This window comes from Nocardioides montaniterrae, from assembly GCF_054782655.1.
Genome location: NZ_BAAGSB010000009.1, coordinates 93,009 through 110,855 on the forward strand (window position 1 = coordinate 93,009; position 17,847 = coordinate 110,855).

The following is a 17,847-nucleotide window of genomic DNA, read 5'->3' on the forward strand; positions in this document are numbered from 1 at the left end:
GCGCGCATCAGCCGAGCCGCTCCAGCTCCTCGTCCACGATCGCGGTGTCGAGCTTGACGAAGACCGGCGTCGGCTTCTCGACCTCGCGGCCGACCTCGATCGGCTGTCGGGCCCACGCCGGGAAGGCGTAGTCGCCGGTGATGATCGGGTAGCCGCGGCTCGCGTCGTCGAGGTCGGTGACCTCCTCGACCTGCGGCATCGGCGCGACCGCGCCCTGCCCGCCCATGGCGACGTCGACGGCGTTGGCCGAGAACGGCAGGAACGGGCTGAGCACCAGGTTGAGGTCGCTGACGCACTGGGCCATCACGTGCAGGACCGTGGCCAGCCGCTCGGCGTTCTCCTCGCCCTTGAGCTTCCAGGGCTCGAGGTCGGAGACGTACTTGTTGACCTCGCCGACCACGCGCATCGCCTCGGCGATGGCCGCCTTCTGGCGGTGCCGGGCGATCAGGTCGCCGACGGTGGTGAAGGCGGCCTCGGTCGCGGCCAGGACGGTCACGTCCTCGGGCTGCAGCGGGCCGGCCGCCGGGATCTCGCCGTAGTTCTTGGCGATCAGGTTCGCGGTCCGGTTGACCAGGTTGCCCCAGCCCGCGACGAGCTCGTCGTTGGTACGGCGTACGAACTCCGCCCAGGTGAAGTCCGCGTCCTGGCTCTCCGGACCGGCGGAGGCGACGAAGTAGCGGAACGCGTCGGGCTGGTAGCGGCTGAGCAGGTCGCGGACGTAGATGACGACCTTCTTGGAGGAGCTGAACTTCTTGCCCTCCATCGTCAGGAACTCGCTGGAGACCACCTCGGTCGGCAGGTTGAGCTCGCCCAGCCCGTGCGGCTCGCCGCCCTTGGCGCCCTTGCCGTTGTAGGCGAGCAGCTCGCCCGGCCAGATCTGGCTGTGGAAGGTGATGTTGTCCTTGCCCATGAAGTAGTAGGACAGCGCCTCCGGGTCGTTCCACCACGCGCGCCACGCCTCGGGGTCGCCCGTACGACGCGCCCACTCGATGCTTGCCGAGAGGTAGCCGATGACCGCGTCGAACCAGACGTAGAGCTTCTTGGTCGGGTTCTCGCGCCAGCCGTCGAGCGGGACGGTGATGCCCCAGTCGATGTCGCGCGTCATCGCACGGGGGCGGATCTCGTCGAGGATGTTCTTGGAGAACTTGATGACGTTGGGGCGCCAGAGACCCGAGGCCTCGCGCTGGTCCAGCCACTCGCCCAGCGCGTCGGCGAGCGCCGGCAGGTCGAGGAAGAAGTGCTGGGTCTCGATGAACTCCGGCGTCTCGCCGTTGATCTTGGAGCGCGGGTTCTTCAGGTCCTGCGGGTCGAGCTGCTTGCCGCAGTTGTCGCACTGGTCGCCACGCGCGCCGTCGTACCCGCAGTTGGGGCAGGTTCCCTCGATGTAGCGGTCGGGCAGCGTGCGGCCGGTGGACGGCGAGATCGCGCCGTACGTCGTCTCCTCGACGAAGTAGCCGTTCGCGTGGACACCGAGGAACATCTCCTGCACGACGGACTCGTGGTTGCGGGTCGTCGTACGGGTGTAGAGGTCGTAGGTGATGCCCAGCGAGACCAGGTCCTCGACGATGAGCCGGTGGTTCTTGTCGGCCAGCTCCTGCGGGGTCAGCCCCGCCTCGTCGGCCGCGATCAGGATCGGCGTGCCGTGCTCGTCGGAGCCCGAGACCATGAGGACGTCGTGGCCGGCCATCCGCGAGTACCGGCTGAAGACGTCCGACGGGACCCCGAAGCCGGCGACGTGGCCGATGTGACGGGGGCCGTTGGCGTAGGGCCAGGCAACGGCGGAGAGCACACGAGTCATGCCGCTCATCCTAGGGATCACCCAGGCGGCGCCTCCCGCCGGTCGAGCCTCAGGCGTGGTGCTCGATCCGGTACGCCGCGCGCTCCCTGATCCGGTCGAGGTGCGCGTAGAGGTGGTCGCCGGGGCAGGCGGTGTCGTTGGTGTCGCGGTGGCCGTCGATGACCGGCAGCACGACGCGTCGGCCGGGCGGGAACTTGTCGCTGCCCTTAGAGGTCACCTGGATCCGGCCCTGCGGGTTGCGGTCCCAGTTGCCCAGCTTCCACGCGGCGACGCGCGCGACGGCGCCGTAGATCTTGTCGTTGGCCTGGCCGGTCTCGAAGTTGCCGAGCACCGCGACGCCGACCGAGCAGTGGTTGAAGCCGAGGGTGTGCGCTCCGCGGGCCATCTTGCCGACGCTGCCCGAGCGGCCGACCCAGATCCGGCCGAAGCGGTCGACCAGGAAGTTGTAGGCGATGTCGGCCCAGCCCAGCGACTGGGTGTGGTACCGGTAGATCGAGCGCAGCATCGCGGGCACCTCGTCCCACGTGTAGTCGTTGGCGTTGTCGGTGTGGTGCACGTGCAGCTGGCGCAGCGAGCTGATCCGCTCGATCGGCCCGTTGCGGAACGCCGGGTTGGGCTTCCACGCGCCGCGGCCGAAGAGCGGCGGCACCGGCAGCCGGGCAGGCGCCGTGCTGCGGCGGCCCACGATCTCGGCGCCGAAGTCGGGCGTCGCCGGGACGGGCGTCTGACCGGGATCGATCAGCGAGAGCACCGGCGCGACCTGGGACCCCTCGACCTCGAGCTGTACGGCGTCGCTGCGGCCGACCCATGCCAGGGAGGTGCCGCGCGGCGTCGCCCGGCCCTCGTCGGTGTCGGCGTCGGGGCGGTCGTGGATCGGGGACAGCGTGCGCCACGGGGTCCAGCCGTTCGACCGACGCGTGCGGACGCGGACGACGCCGTCACCGCTCGCCCAGGTCACACCGAGCGCGGAGAACCCGGTGGTCTCGAGCACGGCGGAGCGCACGGGGCCGAGGGTCGAGGCGCGACCGGACGCACGGGCGATCGGGATGTCGAGCGCCGAGGTCACGTTGTCGGAGTCGGGCGTCAGCACCAACCGGGATCCGGAGGGCGCCGCGAGCGCTCCGCGACCCAGGTCGGGCAGCAGCGCGAGCGAGGGCGCCGCTGCTGCCGCGGCAGCCAGACCGAAGACCTGGCGCCGACCCAGCTGGGGAGCCGACATCGAGGAACGAGGGGAAGGTCGGTCCGAGATGTTCACGGTCAACAATCCTGCGTCATCCGACGGCGCGGACTGCGGACCTCACCGGGTTGCGCGTGTCACTCCAGTCCCAGAAGTCACACCACTCAGGAGAAGTCGAGGTCCCCGGAGCGCGCACGCTTGAGCTCGGAGAAGTCCGGGCAGGAGGCGACCAGCACACAGCCGTCCCACAGCTTCCCGGCGTCCTCACCTCGCGGGATCCGGGTCAGGACGGGGCCGAAGAAGGCCACGCCGTTGACGCTGATCGTCGGCGTGCCGACGTCGTTGCCGACCTGGTCCATGCCGAGGTGGTGCGAGGCCGCCACCGCAGCGTCGTACGAGCTGTCGTCGAGCGCGTCGATCAGCCCGGCCTCGAGCCCGACCTCGGCGAGCGCCTCACTGACCAGCGCCCGGCCACCGTCCGGCTGCTCGTGCAGGCGGCGACCCTCGTGGTGGATCCGTCGGCCCATCGCCTCGTAGAGCGGCAGCAGCACGTCGTCACCGTGCTTCTGCTGCGCCGCGACGAGCACCCGGACCGGACCCCAGGCCGGCGCCAGCATCTCCTTGTAGCCGTCCGGGATGTCCTTGTCCTGGTTGAGGTAGGCCAGCGACATGACGTGCCACTCCACCCGGACCTCGCGGACCTGCTCCACCTCTCGCATCCAGCGCGAGGTGATCCAGGCGAAGGGGCAGAGCGGGTCGAACCAGAATCCAGCGGTGTCCATGGATCAGGAGACTGCCACACCACCGAAGCGGTGCGCCTCGAGCGTGTAGCGGTTGCGCAGGTAGTAGGCGCGCACGGCGTAGTGGCCGGCGTGCAGGTGCGAGAAGACGACCTGCGCCGCACCGTCGTGCAGCAGCACGCGCTGGCGCACGCCGCCTACCCGTACGACGAGCGTGCCGTCGACCGGGCTCACGCCGGTGGCCGCGACCGAGACGTTGATGACGGCCGAGCCGGTGCGCCCCACCGAGCTGAGGTGGACGTGCGCGGCGACCCGCACGGTGTCGGGGTCGCTGGCCGTGGCCTTGGTGCCGACCCAGCCCGGCTGCTCGAGGTCCACCGCGACCGAGAGCTTGTAGCCGATGTCGGCGGCCGTGAGGCGGTACGTCGACCCGGTGGCGCCCGCGATCGGGCGACCCGACCGCATCCACTGGTAGTGCGGGGTCGCGGACTTCGGGGTGAAGTCGCCGCGAACGGTCAGCACCGAGCCCGGCCGGGCCCGACCGGAGATGGCGTAGGGGTGCACGACCGCGATGCGGCCGGCGTACGCCTGCTCGGCCGGGGACGTGCTGCTCCCGGTCGCGTAGCCGGCAGCCTGCGGGTGCGTGGTGACCGCGATGTTCTTGCCGACCAGGGCAGGGGTCAGCTTGAGCGTGTTCGTGGTGGCACCGTCGATCGGCTGGCCGTCCGCGGTCCACGCATAGGTGTACGACGACGGCGCGGGCGACCACTCACCCGTGTGGGCCGTCAACGTCTGGCCCACGATCGTGTCGCCGTCGAACGAGGCCGGGGCGGTGTTCATGAACGTTCCCGGCGCGACCATGTGGGTCACCCTGGCCGGGACCATCTTGGCCGCGCCCTTGGGTGCGTACGCCGTGACGCGTACGCCGATCTTCTTCGTGACCTGAGCGGGCGTCGGCGTGAACGTGGAGGACGTCGCCCCGGGGATCGCGACACCGTTGGCGTACCAGCCGTAGGTGTAGCGCGTCGGACCGCCGGTCCAGGCGCCGACCTTCGCGGCGAGGGTCTGACCGACCTGGGCCGTGCCGACGATGCTCGGGCGCGCCGTGTTGGTGATCGCTGGAGCGGTCGGGCCGTCGTTGATGTGGATGAAGCCGCTCGGCCAGAAGCCGCCGTCCTTGGTGAGGTGCTGCCAGTGGAACGTGCCGCTCCACGAATCCTCGGAGATGATGATGTCGTCGGGCGAGTTGACCTTCTCGACGTACGCGACGTGGCCCGCGGAGCCGACGTGGTGGTAGGCGTCCCACCACGCGACCGCGCCGACGGCCGGGGACTGGTCCACCTTGCTCGCCAGGGCATGGCCCCAGTTGGCGGCGTTGCCGCTGCCGGTCCACGGGCGGGTGTTCGGCATGCCCGACTTCACCATCCGGTAGGCGACGTAGTTGACGCAGTTGTGGCCGGCGTACATGCGCCAGTAGCTGGTCGAGGAGTGCTGGCCGTATCCCGCGTCGGAGTAGCCGGCCGCGTTGCAGCCGTCCCACCCCGAGCAGAAGTAGGTCAGGCTCGACGCCGGACGCAGGAGGACCGACTGGCCCACTCCGAACAGCACGAGCAGGGTCGTGAACAAGGCGCCGACGATCACGGTGGACCGCAGGCGGATGGTCATGGCTCCGCTACGCATGTCGCCCACCATGAGTCACTCGAGTCACAAAACGCAACAAAAACCCCGGGTTTCTCGCGTTTCGTCGGCGTGTCGCATTGACTTTTCAGAATTACATCTTTGTAATTCCGCGCTTGTCATCAGATCGAGACCAACGGCGGCCCTCCCGGCGGTGGTGTCGCCTGGGGGCTGCTGGTTGTATCTGCTCCATGCCTGGAACCAACCTCACGCGCGACGAGGCCACCGCCCGGTCCGCGCTCATCGACGTCACGTCGTACGCCGTCGATCTCGACCTCACCAAGGCCGAGACCGATGGCGTCACCACCTTCGGATCGACGACCACGCTCGTCTTCTCCTGCCGCACCCCTGGCAGCGCGACCTTCGCGGACCTCGTCGACGCGACCATCCACGAGATCACCCTCAACGGCGAGCAGCTCGACCCCGCCGAGGTGTACGCCGACAGCCGCATCGCGCTGTCCGGCCTGGCGGCCGAGAACACCCTCGTCGTCAAGGCCGAATGCACCTACTCCCACACGGGCGAGGGGCTCCACCACTTCGTGGACCCGGCCGACGGTCGCGTCTACCTCTACAGCCAGTTCGAGGTGCCCGACGCCCGACGCGTCTTCACCACCTTCGAGCAGCCCGACCTCAAGGCGCCCTTCACCTTCACCGTCCACGCCCCTGCCTCGTGGACCGTGGTCTCCAACGCCCCCACACCCGAGCCCGTCCCGTCGGACTCGTCCGCCGACCTCGCGACGTGGTCCTTCGAGCCCACCAAGCCGATGTCGACGTACGTCACCGCGATCGTCGCGGGCCCCTACTACGCCGTCCACGACGTCTACGAGGGGGCGCACGGCACGATCCCGCTGGGCCACTACTCGCGCCAGTCGCTCAAGGCCGAGCTCGACCGCGACCGCGCCGAGATCGTCGAGCTCACCCAGCAGGGCTTCGAGTTCTTCGAGGCGCAGTTCGGCTTCCCCTACCCGTTCGGCAAGTACGACCAGCTCTACGTCCCCGAGTTCAACGCGGGCGCGATGGAGAACGCCGGCGCGATCACGCTGCGCGACGAGTACCTCCCCCGCTCGCGCCAGCCGCGCTCGTTCTACGAGTTCCGCGCCTCGGTGATCCTGCACGAGATGGCCCACATGTGGTTCGGCGACCTGGTGACCATGAAGTGGTGGGACGACCTCTGGCTGAACGAGTCGTTCGCCGAGTGGGCCTGCTACCACGCCGAGGCACAGGCGACGTCGTACGCCGACGCCTGGACCGGCTTCACCAATGCCCGCAAGCAGACCGGCTACCGCGCCGACGCGCTGCCGAGCACGCACCCGATCGCCGCCGACATGGTCGACCTGCACGCGGTCGAGGTGAACTTCGACATGATCACCTACGCCAAGGGCGCCTCGGTGCTCAAGCAGCTGGTGGCGTGGGTCGGGCTCGAGCCGTTCCTCAAGGGTCTGGGTCAGTACTTCCAGGACCACGCCTACGGCAACACCACCTTCGACGACCTGCTCGGCGCGCTCGAGGCGGCCTCCGGCCGCGAGCTCAAGGGCTGGGCGACCGAGTGGCTGCAGACGGCCGGCACCAACACCCTCGCCTCCGAGTTCGAGGTCGCCGCCGACGGCACCTACTCCTCCTTCACCGTGGTGCAGACGGCGCCCGAGGCGTACCCGACGCTGCGCCGCCACCGGCTCGGCATCGGCGCCTACGACAAGGACGCCGACGGCCGCCTCGTGCGGACGTCGTACGTCGAGGTCGACGTGGCCGGCGAGCGCACCGAGGTCGCCGACCTCGTCGGCGCCCGGCAGCCCGAGCTGCTGCTGCTCAACGACGGTGACCTGGCCTTCGCCAAGATCCGCCTCGACGAGCGCTCGCTGGCGACCGCGATCGCCGACCTGTCCGCGATCGACGACTCGCTCGCGCGGGCGCTGGTGTGGGGAGCGGCGTGGGACATGACCCGCGACGCCGAGATGGCCGCCTCCGACTTCGTCGCCCTGGTGCTGAGCAACCTCGGCGCCGAGACCGACTCGTGGGGCCTGAGCCGGATCCCGACGTACGCCGCGCAGGCGGTCAGCGTCTACAGCGACCCTGCCAAGCGCGACGCGCTCCGGGCGCGGTGGGAGGCCGGGCTCAAGCAGCTCGCGCTGGCAGCCGAGCCGGGGTCGGACCACCAGCTGACCTTCGTGCAGGGCTACGCGTCGGTCGCCCACAGCGAGACGGCGATCGCCGACCTCGAGGCACTGCTCTCGGGGGACCTGGTGATCGACGGGCTGGCGCTCGACCAGGAGATGCGCTGGCACCTGCTGGCCAACCTGGCCCGGGTCGGCCGCGCCGACGACGCCCGGATCGACGGCGAGCTCGCTCAGGACCAGACGATCACCGGCCAGGAGAAGGCCGCCGCCGCGCGCGCCGCGATCCCGACGGCCGAGGCCAAGGCACGCGCCTGGGAGCAGGGCATGGTCGACGGATCGGTGCCGAACGAGACCGCACGCAGCGTCGCCCTGTCGTTCTGGCGCGAGGGTCAGCAGGAGGTGCTGGCGCCGTACGTCGAGCGCTACCTCGCCGACACCCCGGCGACCTGGGACCGCCTCGGCAGCCACAAGGCCGCCGTCGCGCTGACCGCGCTGTTCCCGCGCCTGGTCGCCACCCAGGAGACCCTCGACGCGGTCGACGCCTGGCTCGCCTCGAGCACCGACGGCGTCAACCCTGGAGCGGTCCGCTACGTGCGCGAGGGACGCGACGACGTGGCGCGCTCCCTGGCCGCCCAGGCACGCGACGCACGATGAGGCACAGGTAACACCTGCCGCCGGTGGGCCGGGTCCCGATTTCGGGACTCGGCCCGCTTCTTTTACGGTCGAAGGGATGATCCGAACGATGGAACACCCCGACCACGACCAGATCCTCGACCTCAACCAGTCCGCGCTGCATGCCGTCGGACCGCTCGACCACGAGGACCTCTCCCTGCTGGTGAAGCAGGCGGAGCAGGCCCTCGTCGCCGACGCCGACGGCGACGTCGCCGGCTTCGTGATCACGTTGCCACCGGACGCGACGTACGACTCCTCGCGGTACCGCTGGTTCCAGGAGCGCTACGACGACTTCGTCTACCTCGACCGCGTCATCGTCTCCCCCGACCACCGCCGTGAGGGCGTGGGCTCGGAGCTCTACGAGCAGCTGCCCAGCGACGTACCGGTCGCTCTGGAGGTCTACGAGACCAACCAGGCCTCGCTGGCGTTCCACGAGTCGATGGGCTTCGAGCCCGTCGGCGAGCTGGAGCACGCCGGCAAGGTCAACGTGATGATGGTCCGGCCTGCGGCCTGACCCGCTCAGGCGGAGGCTTCGCGCCCGATCCGCTGGACGCCGATGACCAGGCCCCCGGCCAGGTCGCCGGCGGCGAACGCGCCGGTCATCTCCTCGACGATGTCGGCAACGGCCTCGTCGGGGAGCTTGGCGCGCACCTGGCCGCCGGTGACGACCTCGATCGCGCGCCGCTGGGGGTCCACCAGGATCACGACGCTGCGCGCGGGCACCACGAGGGTGTTGTGCAGGCTGGTGGCGAAGTCACGCATGGAGCCCTCGGCCTCGCCGAGGTAGACCGAGATCTCCGCACGGCACGCCTGCTCGGCGGTGCGGATCGCGGCGTCGAGCCGCGCCTGGTCCGTCTGGTTCAGAAGCGCCTGTGCCACCGCAGGGTCACCAGGTGCCGCCGGCGCCGCCGGCAGCAGAGTCGGCCGTGTCGGGCTCGGCGAGCTCGCCGGCCGCCTTGCGGGGGCCGCCGATCCACTGGCCCTCGGGCGCGGGCGTGCTGCCCGGGCGGATGGACTCGCCGCGCACGATCGCCGGCGCGAACACCAGCGCGCTGATCACCAGCAGCACCAGCACCGGGATGCCGACGAACAGCAGGTAGGCGTGCGCGTCGTTGACCGGCGGCTTGGCCTCCCAGCCGCCACCGGGGACGGGGGTGTCGGCCGAGGCGGAGCCGCCTGCGGCGACGAAGGCGACGCCGAGGAGGGTCGCGAGCGTGAGGGCGGCAGCGGTGCGGCGTACGGCAGTCCTGATCACGAGGAGAAGAGTATCGGCTGGGGTGGGCTGCGGCCCAGCACCCCGCTTTGGTACGCCGCGCGCGGCCCTGTTCACTTGTCGGATGCAGCTCCCAGCCCTGTCCCTGCCCGCAGTGAGCACCGCGACGCCGGAGTGCAACGGCCACCTGATCTGCGACACGGTGCACGACCTGACCGGCAACGCCGAGCTGGCCCGGTGGTCACAGATCGTCATCGGCAAGCCGCTGGCGATCCTCGGCCTCGTCGTGCTCGCGCTCCTGATCCGGTGGGTGCTCCACCGCATCGTGGAGCGGATCGCCCGCCAGGCCGAGCGCGGCGTCCTCCCCGAGCGCCACGACAGCGTCGTCGCCCTCCGCCGACGTCAGCGCGCCCGCACCATGGCCGGTGTCCTGAACAGCGTCATCAGCGTCGTCCTGATCGCCGTCATCGGGACGATGGTGCTCTCCGTGCTCGGCGTGAACATCGCACCCATCATCGCCAGCGCCGGCATCATCGGCCTGGCCCTGGGCTTCGGAGCCCAGTCGCTGGTCAAGGACTTCCTGGCCGGCATCTTCATCTTCCTCGAGGACCAGTACGGCGTCGGCGACGTGGTCGACGTCGGGTCGGCCAGCGGCACGATCGAGGCGGTCACCCTGCGGATGACCCGTCTGCGCGACGTCGAGGGGACCGTCTGGTACGTCCCGAACGGCGAGGTGCTGCGGGTCGGCAACAAGAGCCAGAACTGGTCCCGGGCCGTCGTCGACATCCAGGTCGGCCCCGGGGAGGACCTCGGCAAGGTGCAGCAGGTGATGCGCGAGGTCGCCCACGACCTGTGGCTCGACCCCGACTTCTCCCACGTGGTCGTCGAGGAGCCGGAGGTCACCGGCGTGGAGACCATGAACATGGACGCCATCACCCTGCGGGTGATGATCAAGACCGCGCCGCTCGAGCAGTGGGCCGTGGCCCGCACCCTGCGCGAGCGGATCAAGGCCCGTTTCGACCACGAGGGCATCGCCCTCCCGCTGCGACGAGGGATGATGGCCCCATGAGCGAGGCCACCTTCTACGACCAGATCGGCGGCGAGGACACCATCCGCCGGATCGTGGCCGCGTTCTACGCCGGTGTGGCGCACGACGAGGTCCTGCGGCCGATGTACCCCGAGGCCGACCTCGGGCCGGCCGAGGAGCGGTTCCGGCTGTTCCTGGCCCAGTACTGGGGCGGACCGACGACGTACTCCGAGCTGCGCGGTCACCCTCGCCTGCGGATGCGGCACGCGCCGTTCGTCGTCGACGAGGCCGCGCGCGACCGCTGGCTGGGTCACTTCCGCGCCGCCCTGGACGAGGTCCAGCTGCCGCCGGAGCAGGACCGCGCCTTCTGGGACTACGTCACCCACGCCGCGAACTTCATGGTCAACACCCCCGGCTGAGACAAGTTCCACCGAAGTCCTGAAAAAACTTCTCCCTCGGCTGTAACAATCTGCCGGGGTCACGACAGGTAACTGTTGAGTACGTCCCCGGCCGGGCCCGACCCCACATCGGGCCCGGCCATCAAACTTTTGAGGAACTGATGGCGATGCAGATGCGGCCCCGAGCGCTGAAGGTCGACGTACCGGCCTTCGAGCCCGACGCCGTCATGCTGGATCGGCTCACCGCGTTGAGCGCCGACTCGACGCCCTCGGCGGGACCTGCTCGATCGGTCGGACTTCGGGTCACCTTCGTGGCAGCTGTGGTCGCGTCTCTCGGGGCAACCACATGGGCCGCAGGAGCCATTCCGGGCGTAGCGACACCCTTCACGCTGAAGGTGATCACCCACGCCCCGTTGCTCCCGACCACGCCTGACAGGAGCACCGGCACCCCACAAGCCGATGGCTCCTCACCCGGCAGCCCCGCGCCGACGGGGCTGCCGGACACTCTTCCCTCCGCCGCCGCCCACGCCGGTGGCAAGCAGGGCACCACCACGATCGTGCTGCCGCAGGGCATCGTCGTCGCCGAGACGGCCACCCACGGGCACTCCGAGCACCCGCCGGCCGCGCCCGCCGCCCCTGCCGCTCACACCGCCCACCAGCACAAGGGCGAGCACGGCAAGGCCCACGACGCGTCCCACGGCCCTGCCGAGCACGCCAAGCCGTCCGGCAAGCCGCACCACAAGACCGCCCCGCGACCGGGCCACCAGCCCGCCGATCACGGCCACCGGCACCTGACCGGCCACTCGTCGTACGACGGCCGTCCGCACGGCGCGCACGCCCCGCACCACGGTCGCTAACCGACCTCCGCGGACCCTGGCCCGCGACGTGCCCCAATTGGGTCCATCCGCTCTCTGCTCCGGCTAGAATCGGCCCGGCCAGATCAGCCCACGGACTCGGGGACAGGAGCGGATCACGCCAGGTGCCTGTCGACGACGCGACGATCTCCGCTGCCAAGGCGGGAGATCCTGATGCCTGGCGTGTGCTCTATCGAGCACACGCCGGTCGGCTGTTGGTCTGGCTCGAGTCGCGCATGGCCTCGAGCAGCGACACTGCCGAGGACATCGCCGCAGCCGCGTGGCTGACGGCGGCCGAGAAGATCGCCGACTTCACCGGCGACAGCGGCGACTTCGCCGGCTGGCTGTTCGGCATCGCCCGGAACTACGGCCTCAACTCGCGCCGGCGCGCGGCCCGGCGCGCGGCCGTGGACGCGACCCAGCGCTTCGAGGAGCCGCGGACGCCGAGTCCGGAGACCTCGCTCGCCGCCAGCGACTGGGTCCGGCGCGTGCTGTCCGGACTCCCCGACCGCGAGCGCGACGTGCTGACCTGCATGGAGGTCCTCGACCTCGACGTCGCCGCGACCTGTGAGGCGCTCGGTATGAGCGCCGTCGCCGTACGGGTCGCGCGGCACCGTGGGCTCAAGCGCCTGCGCGGCAGCTTCGCTCAGCCGGCCTCGACGAGGGCCTCGAGCACCTCGCGATAGCCCGCGGGCGGCTCGGCCGACCGCTGGGTGACCGGGTCGAAGACGACCAGCACCACCCGTGCAGCGGCGTACGCCGTGCCGTCGGTGTCGCGCAGCACCGACTCGATCACCAGCGACTTGTTGCCGACCTTCGCGAGCCGGCTCGCGACGCCGTACGGCGTCCGGCTGGGTGCGATCGGGGCGAGGTAGTCCAGGTCGGTCTGTGCCACCACCCACCGCAGGCCGACGGAGGTGTCGGGGAGCTCCCCGAGCAGTCGCCGGAGGAAGTCGATCCGCGCCTCCTGGAAGTACTCCACGCACGAGACGTCGCTGGCATGGCCGGTGACATCGAGGTCGCCGGCGCGGAGGTGGAGGGCGAAGCTGCGCTCGGGGTCGGCCTGGGCGCTCGGCGGGGTCGGCCTGGTCGGCTCCTCCCCCGGCTCGACGTACGCCGCCAGCGCCGCGAGGCCCGCACCGCTGACGAACGAGCGCGCCCGCAAGAACGTCACCGGTTGCGGCGAGCCGTCGTGCACGGCGTACTCCAGGACCGCGGAGGCGTCCTCGAGGGAGCTCAGCCAGACGTCGACGACGACCGGCTCGGGGCCGTAGTGCAGCGGCGCGAGGAAGGTGAGCTCGTGGCGGCCCACGGCCAGGCCGGCGGGGCCGAGGTCCAGTGCCGCGGCGTGCAGGACGTCGTCGCGGGCAGCGCGGAGGTAGTCGAGGTAGCGCACGTTGTTGACGTGCCCGAGGAGGTCGAGATCGGCCCAGCGCAGCGGGCAGGAGAAGCGGTGTCGCACCCCTGACATGCTTCCAGACGCCGAGACCAACCGGAGAACTGGAACCTGTTCCAGTTCGCGCACTAGGCTCGCACCCATCCCACTCCCCTCTCGACCTCTTTCGACAAGGAAGTTCATCGCATGCCCGAAGCAGTCATCGTCTCCGTCGCACGTACGCCGATCGGTCGGGCCAACAAGGGCTCGTTGACGGACTTCCGGGCCGACGACCTCACCGCGCTGATCACGAAGACGGCGCTGGACAAGATCCCGGCACTCGACCCGAACACGGTCGACGACTTCATCCTCGGCGTGGGCCTGCCGGGCGGCGAGTCCGGCAACAACATGGGCCGCAACATCCCGGTCCTGCTCGGCTACGACAACGTTCCCGGTACGACGATCACGCGGTACTGCTCCTCGTCGGTGCAGACCTCCCGGATGGCGTTCCACGCCATCAAGGCCGGCGAGGGCGACGTGTACATCTCCGCCGGCGTCGAGACGGTCTCCCGCTTCCAGTTCGGCACCTCCGACCACATCCCGAACACCAAGAACCCGCTGTTCAAGGACGCCCAGGGACGCACCGAGGAGTACGCCGCCGGCGGCAAGACGTGGCACGACCCGCGTGAGGACGGCCAGCTGCCAGACGTCTACATCGCCATGGGCCAGACCGCGGAGAACGTCGCCCAGCTCAAGGGCGTCTCGCGTGAGGACCAGGACGAGTTCGCCGTACGGTCGCAGAACCTGACCGAGCAGCGGATCGGCGAGGGCTTCTGGGAGCGCGAGATCACCCCGATCACGCTCGCGGACGGCACCGTGGTGACCAAGGACGACGGCCCCCGCGCCGGCGTGACCTACGAGGCGCTCTCCGGGCTCTCCCCGGTCTTCCGCCCGGACGGCACCGTCACCGCCGGCAACTGCTGCCCGCTCAACGACGGCGCCGCGGCCGTCGTGATCATGTCCGACGCCAAGGCTGCCGAGCTGGGCCTCACGCCCCTCGCGCGGATCGTGTCGACCGGCGTCTCGGGCCTCTCGCCGGAGATCATGGGCCTGGGCCCGGTCGAGGCGTCCAAGCGCGCGCTGAAGTCGGCCGGCATGAGCATCGGCGACATCGACCTGGTCGAGATCAACGAGGCCTTCGCCGCGCAGGTGATCGCCTCCGAGCGCGAGCTGGGCATCGAGCGCGACCGCCTCAACGTCAACGGTGGCGCCATCGCGGTCGGCCACCCGTTCGGCATGACCGGGGCCCGTCTGCAGAACACGCTGCTGAACTCGCTGTCGTGGCACGACAAGTCCACCGGCCTGATCACCATGTGCGTCGGCGGGGGCATGGGCATGGCGATGATCGTGGAGCGCCTGGGCTGATCCACCGCTGCCCCACGGCCCGTCGCGTTCCGCGGCGGGCCGTGGCCGTTTCACGACTAAACTGGTTCCGTGAATCCCCCGCCCTCCGAGACGTCCGTCGAGCCGCGCTGGCTGACCGCCGACGAGCAGGCGAGCTGGCGCTCATATCTCCTGGGCGTGCAGATGCTCGCCGATCGGCTCGACGACGAGCTGCGCGAGCAGAGTGGGCTGTCGATGGTCGAGTACGAGGTGATGGTGCGGCTCTCGGAGTCGCCCGGTCGCCAGATGCGGATGGCCGTGCTCGCCGACTCGCTGGCGCACAGCCGCAGCCGGATCACCCACACCGTCACGCGCATGGAGGTCGACGGCCTGGTCGAGCGCTGCGAGGTCTCCGACGATCGTCGGGGCGTCGTCGCGCGGCTCTCCGACAAGGGATGGGAGCGCCTCCAGTCAGCCGCGCCCGTGCACGTCGCCGGCGTACGCGAGCACTTGGTGGACGTCGCCGGCGCGGACTTCGAGGTCGTCGGCCGGGTGATGCGTGCCGTCGCGGACCACCTCGGCGGGGGTCCCGCGGGCTGCTGACCCGTCGGCATCCCCCTCGCACGCCGCGAGCCCCGCCTCGTGGTCGAGCGCCCGTGTCGCCCCCGGTCAGGTCGCGGCGAGCACGGCGATGCTGAGCAGCAGGAACACGGTGAACATCAGGACGGCCGCGGCCACGACGCCGCACTCGACGACGCAGGCCATGGCCAGGGCCCACAGCAGCCGCGCGATCAGCGCGGCCGCGCGCAGGGTGACCTGCAGCATACGGCGGTAGAGCCGGGCCGGCGTGGCCCAGCGCGACCCGTGACGTGCGCCGGGCGTGCGGTCGGGCAGGAGTGAGGCGGCGGGCGTGCAGGGCTGCCAGCCGAAGGCATCGAGACCCCCGTAGTCCCTGTCGCGGGGGTGGCTTCGCATCATGGCGTTCCGGTACCCCGTCAGGGCCGCCATTGTCCGGCGAGCGCGCCGCGAGGCGACGCACTCGCGCAGAGACCTCAGTCGCGCGTCAGCCTGCGGTGGGTGACCCGGTGGGGACGAGCGGCCTCGATGCCCAGGCGCTCGATCTTGTTCTCCTCGTAGGAGGCGAAGTTCCCCTCGAACCAGAACCACCTGCCGCCGTCCTCGTCGTCGCCCTCCCAGGCGAGGATGTGGGTGGCGATGCGGTCGAGGAACCACCGGTCGTGGGAGGTGACCACCGCGCAGCCCGGGAAGTCGAGGAGGGCGTCCTCGAGAGAGGACAGCGTCTCGACGTCCAGGTCGTTGGTGGGCTCGTCGAGCAGCAGCATGTTGCCGCCCTGCTTGAGGGTCAGCGCCAGGTTGAGGCGGTTGCGCTCACCACCGGAGAGGACACCGGCCTTCTTCTGCTGGTCGGGGCCCTTGAACCCGAACGAGGCGACGTACGCCCGGGAGTTCATCTCGAAGTTGGCGACCTTGATGAAGTCCAGGCCGTCGGAGACGACCTCCCAGACGTTCTTGTTGGGGTCGATGCCGCCACGGCTCTGGTCGACGTAGGAGATCTTGACGGTCGTGCCGACCTTGAGCTCGCCGCTGTCGGGCTGCTCGCCGCCGGTGATCATCCGGAACAGCGTGGTCTTGCCGACGCCGTTGGGGCCGACGACGCCGACGATGCCGGCACGCGGCAGCGTGAAGGAGATGTCGTTCCACAGCGTGCGGCCCTCGAAGGCCTTGGTGAGGTGGTGGCCCTCGAGCACGATGTCGCCCAGGCGCGGGCCGGGCGGGATGTTGATGTCGGCGGTGTCGACCTTGCGGGCCTTGTCAGCCTCGGCCGCGAGCTCCTCGTAGCGGGCCAGACGCGACTTGGACTTGGTCTGGCGGGCCTTGGCGTTCGAGCGGACCCACTCGAGCTCCTTCTCCAGCATCTTGGCGCGCTTGGCGTCCTTCTGGCCCTCGACCTTGAGACGGTCCTTCTTGGTCTCGAGGTAGGTGGAGTAGTTGCCCTCGTAGCCGTGGATCTGGCCACGGTCGACCTCGGCGATCCACTCGGCGACGTTGTCGAGGAAGTACCGGTCGTGGGTGACGGCCAGGACGGCGCCGGGGTAGGACTTCAGGTGTCCCTCGAGCCACTGGACGGACTCGGCGTCGAGGTGGTTGGTGGGCTCGTCGAGCAGCAGCAGGTCAGGCTGCTGGAGAAGCAGCTTGCACAGCGCGACACGGCGGCGCTCGCCACCGGACAGGTTGTCGACCAGCGCGTCGGAGGGCGGGCAGCGCAGCGCGTCCATGGCCTGCTCGAGGCGGCTGTCGATGTCCCACGCGTTGGCGTTGTCGAGCTCGGTCTGGAGGTCGCCGGTCTCGGCCATCAGGGCGTCCTGGTCGGCGTCCGGGTCACCCATCTCCATGTACGCCTCCTCGAGGCGCTTCATCTTCGCCTTGAGGTCGCCGACCGCCTCCTCGACGTTCTCGAGGACGGTCTTGCCCTCGGTCAGCGGCGGCTCCTGCTGGAGCATGCCGACGGTGCCGTCGGGGTCGCGGACGATGTCGCCGTTGTTCGGGTGGTCGAGGCCCGCCATCAGCTTGAGCAGCGAGGACTTACCCATGCCGTTCGGGCCGACCACGCCGATCTTCGCTCCGTGGAGGAACGACAGCGTCACGTTGTCGAGGACGACCTTGTCGCCGTGGGCCTTGCGAACGTTGCGCAGGGAAAGGATGTACTCCGCCATGCGGCAAAGGCTACGGCGCGAGGCCCGGTCGGCCGCAGCCCGGGTGCCCTCCCGGGCCGCGGCCGCAGACGTACGCCGGTCAGGCCGCTGCGCTGCCTCCGGACGGGAGCTCGTCCACCGCCGGCTCGACCTCGGCCCACGGGTCCTCGGGCGCCTCCTCGACCCTGGCGCTCTGGACCTCCTCCTGGAGCGGCTGCTCGCGCTTGGAGGGGGCCTTGAGGAAGTTGTCGATGCCGCGGGTGAGGTCGTGGCCGACGGTGATCGCATCGATCTCGAGCGCGACGGCCTCCTGGCCGGCACGGTTGGTGTAGGTCCGGTGCTCGAGCCGTCCGTGCACGATCACCGGCTCGCCGCCCTTGAGCGATCGGCCGCAGTTGACCGCCAGGTCGCGCCAGGCGGCCACCGAGTACCACTGGGTCCGGCCGTCGACCCACTCCTGCCGGGCCCGGTTGAAGCGCCGCGGCGTGCAGCCGACGCGGAAGTTGGCGACCTGGAAGCCGTTGGCCTCGCGCACCACCGGGTCGGCGGCCAGCCAGCCGCGGATCGTCACCATCGTCTCGTTGCTCATCTGCTCTGTCCTCTCGTTCGGGGACCGCGTCGTGCGGTCACGAGGACGAGTCGACCGGCAGCCTCCGACATCGGGGCCGGTGTCGCCGGGGACCCTGTGCACAACGGCGCAGGACA

At 70.3% G+C, this 17,847-nt stretch carries 18 protein-coding genes; 8 read left to right on the plus strand and 10 right to left on the minus strand.

Features of this window, described 5'->3' with window-relative positions; translation table 11 throughout:
• Positions 1–7 precede the first annotated feature (7 nt).
• The 4 genes from metG to ACYVJ3_RS13235 form a co-directional block, all read right to left on the minus strand.
• The gene (gene metG, locus ACYVJ3_RS13220) at positions 8–1,798 is read right to left on the minus strand and encodes a methionine--tRNA ligase (protein ID WP_460853486.1); all 1,791 of its coding nucleotides are present in this window, start codon (positions 1,796–1,798) and stop codon (positions 8–10) included.
• A 49-nt stretch (positions 1,799–1,847) separates the two neighbouring features.
• Positions 1,848–3,017 (minus strand): N-acetylmuramoyl-L-alanine amidase, encoded by a 1,170-nt coding sequence (locus tag ACYVJ3_RS13225; RefSeq protein WP_460853487.1) that lies wholly within the window; start codon positions 3,015–3,017, stop codon positions 1,848–1,850.
• A 122-nt stretch (positions 3,018–3,139) separates the two neighbouring features.
• Positions 3,140–3,757 carry a mycothiol-dependent nitroreductase Rv2466c family protein gene (locus ACYVJ3_RS13230; protein ID WP_460853488.1) on the minus strand — a complete coding sequence of 206 codons (618 nt, stop codon included), beginning with the start codon at positions 3,755–3,757 and terminating at the stop codon, positions 3,140–3,142.
• 3 nt (positions 3,758–3,760) lie between these two features.
• Complete coding sequence (locus ACYVJ3_RS13235; protein ID WP_460853489.1) at positions 3,761–5,395, minus strand: CHAP domain-containing protein; 1,635 nt, start codon at positions 5,393–5,395, stop codon at positions 3,761–3,763.
• 188 nt (positions 5,396–5,583) lie between these two features.
• Here ACYVJ3_RS13235 and pepN point away from each other — a divergent pair, with 188 nt between their 5' ends.
• Together pepN and ACYVJ3_RS13245 are read left to right on the plus strand one after the other, a co-directional pair.
• Entirely contained in the window at positions 5,584–8,160 is a 2,577-nt protein-coding gene (gene pepN / locus ACYVJ3_RS13240) for an aminopeptidase N (RefSeq protein ID WP_460853490.1), read from the plus strand.
• 88 nt (positions 8,161–8,248) lie between these two features.
• Positions 8,249–8,692, plus strand: coding sequence for a GNAT family N-acetyltransferase (locus ACYVJ3_RS13245; RefSeq protein WP_460853491.1), 444 nt, complete (start codon positions 8,249–8,251; stop codon positions 8,690–8,692).
• 5 nt (positions 8,693–8,697) lie between these two features.
• Here ACYVJ3_RS13245 and ACYVJ3_RS13250 read toward each other — a convergent pair whose 3' ends face one another.
• Together ACYVJ3_RS13250 and ACYVJ3_RS13255 are read right to left on the minus strand one after the other, a co-directional pair.
• Positions 8,698–9,057: a TPM domain-containing protein gene (locus ACYVJ3_RS13250; protein WP_460853492.1), complete on the minus strand. Its 360-nt coding sequence runs from the start codon at positions 9,055–9,057 to the stop codon at positions 8,698–8,700.
• 7 nt (positions 9,058–9,064) lie between these two features.
• Positions 9,065–9,433 (minus strand): hypothetical protein, encoded by a 369-nt coding sequence (locus tag ACYVJ3_RS13255; RefSeq protein ID WP_460853493.1) that lies wholly within the window; start codon positions 9,431–9,433, stop codon positions 9,065–9,067.
• 82 nt (positions 9,434–9,515) lie between these two features.
• Here ACYVJ3_RS13255 and ACYVJ3_RS13260 point away from each other — a divergent pair, with 82 nt between their 5' ends.
• From ACYVJ3_RS13260 to ACYVJ3_RS13275, 4 genes are all read left to right on the plus strand, one after another.
• Positions 9,516–10,460: a mechanosensitive ion channel family protein gene (locus ACYVJ3_RS13260; RefSeq protein ID WP_460853494.1), complete on the plus strand. Its 945-nt coding sequence runs from the start codon at positions 9,516–9,518 to the stop codon at positions 10,458–10,460.
• Positions 10,457–10,837, plus strand: a complete 381-nt coding sequence (locus ACYVJ3_RS13265) for a globin (RefSeq protein ID WP_460853495.1) — start codon at positions 10,457–10,459, stop codon at positions 10,835–10,837. The genes ACYVJ3_RS13260 and ACYVJ3_RS13265 overlap by 4 nt, the downstream gene beginning before the upstream one ends.
• Before the next feature lie 140 nt (positions 10,838–10,977).
• Entirely contained in the window at positions 10,978–11,673 is a 696-nt protein-coding gene (locus tag ACYVJ3_RS13270; RefSeq protein ID WP_460853496.1) for a hypothetical protein, read from the plus strand.
• Positions 11,674–11,795: 122 nt separating this feature from the next.
• Positions 11,796–12,356: an RNA polymerase sigma factor gene (locus tag ACYVJ3_RS13275; RefSeq protein ID WP_460853497.1), complete on the plus strand. Its 561-nt coding sequence runs from the start codon at positions 11,796–11,798 to the stop codon at positions 12,354–12,356.
• On the opposite strand, the gene ACYVJ3_RS13280 is transcribed toward ACYVJ3_RS13275, so the two are convergent.
• Entirely contained in the window at positions 12,317–13,132 is an 816-nt protein-coding gene (locus tag ACYVJ3_RS13280) for an acyl-CoA thioesterase (RefSeq protein ID WP_460853498.1), read from the minus strand. The genes ACYVJ3_RS13275 and ACYVJ3_RS13280 overlap by 40 nt on opposite strands.
• A 120-nt stretch (positions 13,133–13,252) precedes the next feature.
• Here ACYVJ3_RS13280 and ACYVJ3_RS13285 point away from each other — a divergent pair, with 120 nt between their 5' ends.
• Together ACYVJ3_RS13285 and ACYVJ3_RS13290 are read left to right on the plus strand one after the other, a co-directional pair.
• Positions 13,253–14,470 carry an acetyl-CoA C-acetyltransferase gene (locus ACYVJ3_RS13285; protein WP_460853499.1) on the plus strand — a complete coding sequence of 406 codons (1,218 nt, stop codon included), beginning with the start codon at positions 13,253–13,255 and terminating at the stop codon, positions 14,468–14,470.
• A gap of 69 nt (positions 14,471–14,539) precedes the next feature.
• Positions 14,540–15,031, plus strand: coding sequence for a MarR family winged helix-turn-helix transcriptional regulator (locus ACYVJ3_RS13290; protein ID WP_460853500.1), 492 nt, complete (start codon positions 14,540–14,542; stop codon positions 15,029–15,031).
• Positions 15,032–15,097: 66 nt separating this feature from the next.
• On the opposite strand, the gene ACYVJ3_RS13295 is transcribed toward ACYVJ3_RS13290, so the two are convergent.
• From ACYVJ3_RS13295 to ACYVJ3_RS13305, 3 genes are all read right to left on the minus strand, one after another.
• Entirely contained in the window at positions 15,098–15,406 is a 309-nt protein-coding gene (locus ACYVJ3_RS13295; RefSeq protein WP_460853501.1) for a hypothetical protein, read from the minus strand.
• Between the two features lie 74 nt (positions 15,407–15,480).
• Positions 15,481–17,163, minus strand: a complete 1,683-nt coding sequence (ettA, locus tag ACYVJ3_RS13300; protein WP_460853502.1) for an energy-dependent translational throttle protein EttA — start codon at positions 17,161–17,163, stop codon at positions 15,481–15,483.
• Between the two features lie 79 nt (positions 17,164–17,242).
• Entirely contained in the window at positions 17,243–17,731 is a 489-nt protein-coding gene (locus tag ACYVJ3_RS13305) for a single-stranded DNA-binding protein (RefSeq protein WP_460853503.1), read from the minus strand.
• Between the last annotated feature and the right edge of the window lie 116 nt (positions 17,732–17,847).

Coding starts and splice junctions, on each gene's coding strand:
- metG (WP_460853486.1), bottom strand. CDS start 1,798: ATGACTCGTGTGCTCTCCGCCGTTGCCTGGCCCTACGCCAACGGCCCC.
- ACYVJ3_RS13225 (WP_460853487.1), bottom strand. CDS start 3,017: ATGTCGGCTCCCCAGCTGGGTCGGCGCCAGGTCTTCGGTCTGGCTGCC.
- ACYVJ3_RS13230 (WP_460853488.1), bottom strand. CDS start 3,757: ATGGACACCGCTGGATTCTGGTTCGACCCGCTCTGCCCCTTCGCCTGG.
- ACYVJ3_RS13235 (WP_460853489.1), bottom strand. CDS start 5,395: ATGCGTAGCGGAGCCATGACCATCCGCCTGCGGTCCACCGTGATCGTC.
- pepN (WP_460853490.1), top strand. CDS start 5,584: ATGCCTGGAACCAACCTCACGCGCGACGAGGCCACCGCCCGGTCCGCG.
- ACYVJ3_RS13245 (WP_460853491.1), top strand. CDS start 8,249: ATGGAACACCCCGACCACGACCAGATCCTCGACCTCAACCAGTCCGCG.
- ACYVJ3_RS13260 (WP_460853494.1), top strand. CDS start 9,516: ATGCAGCTCCCAGCCCTGTCCCTGCCCGCAGTGAGCACCGCGACGCCG.
- ACYVJ3_RS13265 (WP_460853495.1), top strand. CDS start 10,457: ATGAGCGAGGCCACCTTCTACGACCAGATCGGCGGCGAGGACACCATC.
- ACYVJ3_RS13270 (WP_460853496.1), top strand. CDS start 10,978: ATGGCGATGCAGATGCGGCCCCGAGCGCTGAAGGTCGACGTACCGGCC.
- ACYVJ3_RS13285 (WP_460853499.1), top strand. CDS start 13,253: ATGCCCGAAGCAGTCATCGTCTCCGTCGCACGTACGCCGATCGGTCGG.
- ACYVJ3_RS13295 (WP_460853501.1), bottom strand. CDS start 15,406: ATGATGCGAAGCCACCCCCGCGACAGGGACTACGGGGGTCTCGATGCC.
- ettA (WP_460853502.1), bottom strand. CDS start 17,163: ATGGCGGAGTACATCCTTTCCCTGCGCAACGTTCGCAAGGCCCACGGC.
- ACYVJ3_RS13305 (WP_460853503.1), bottom strand. CDS start 17,731: ATGAGCAACGAGACGATGGTGACGATCCGCGGCTGGCTGGCCGCCGAC.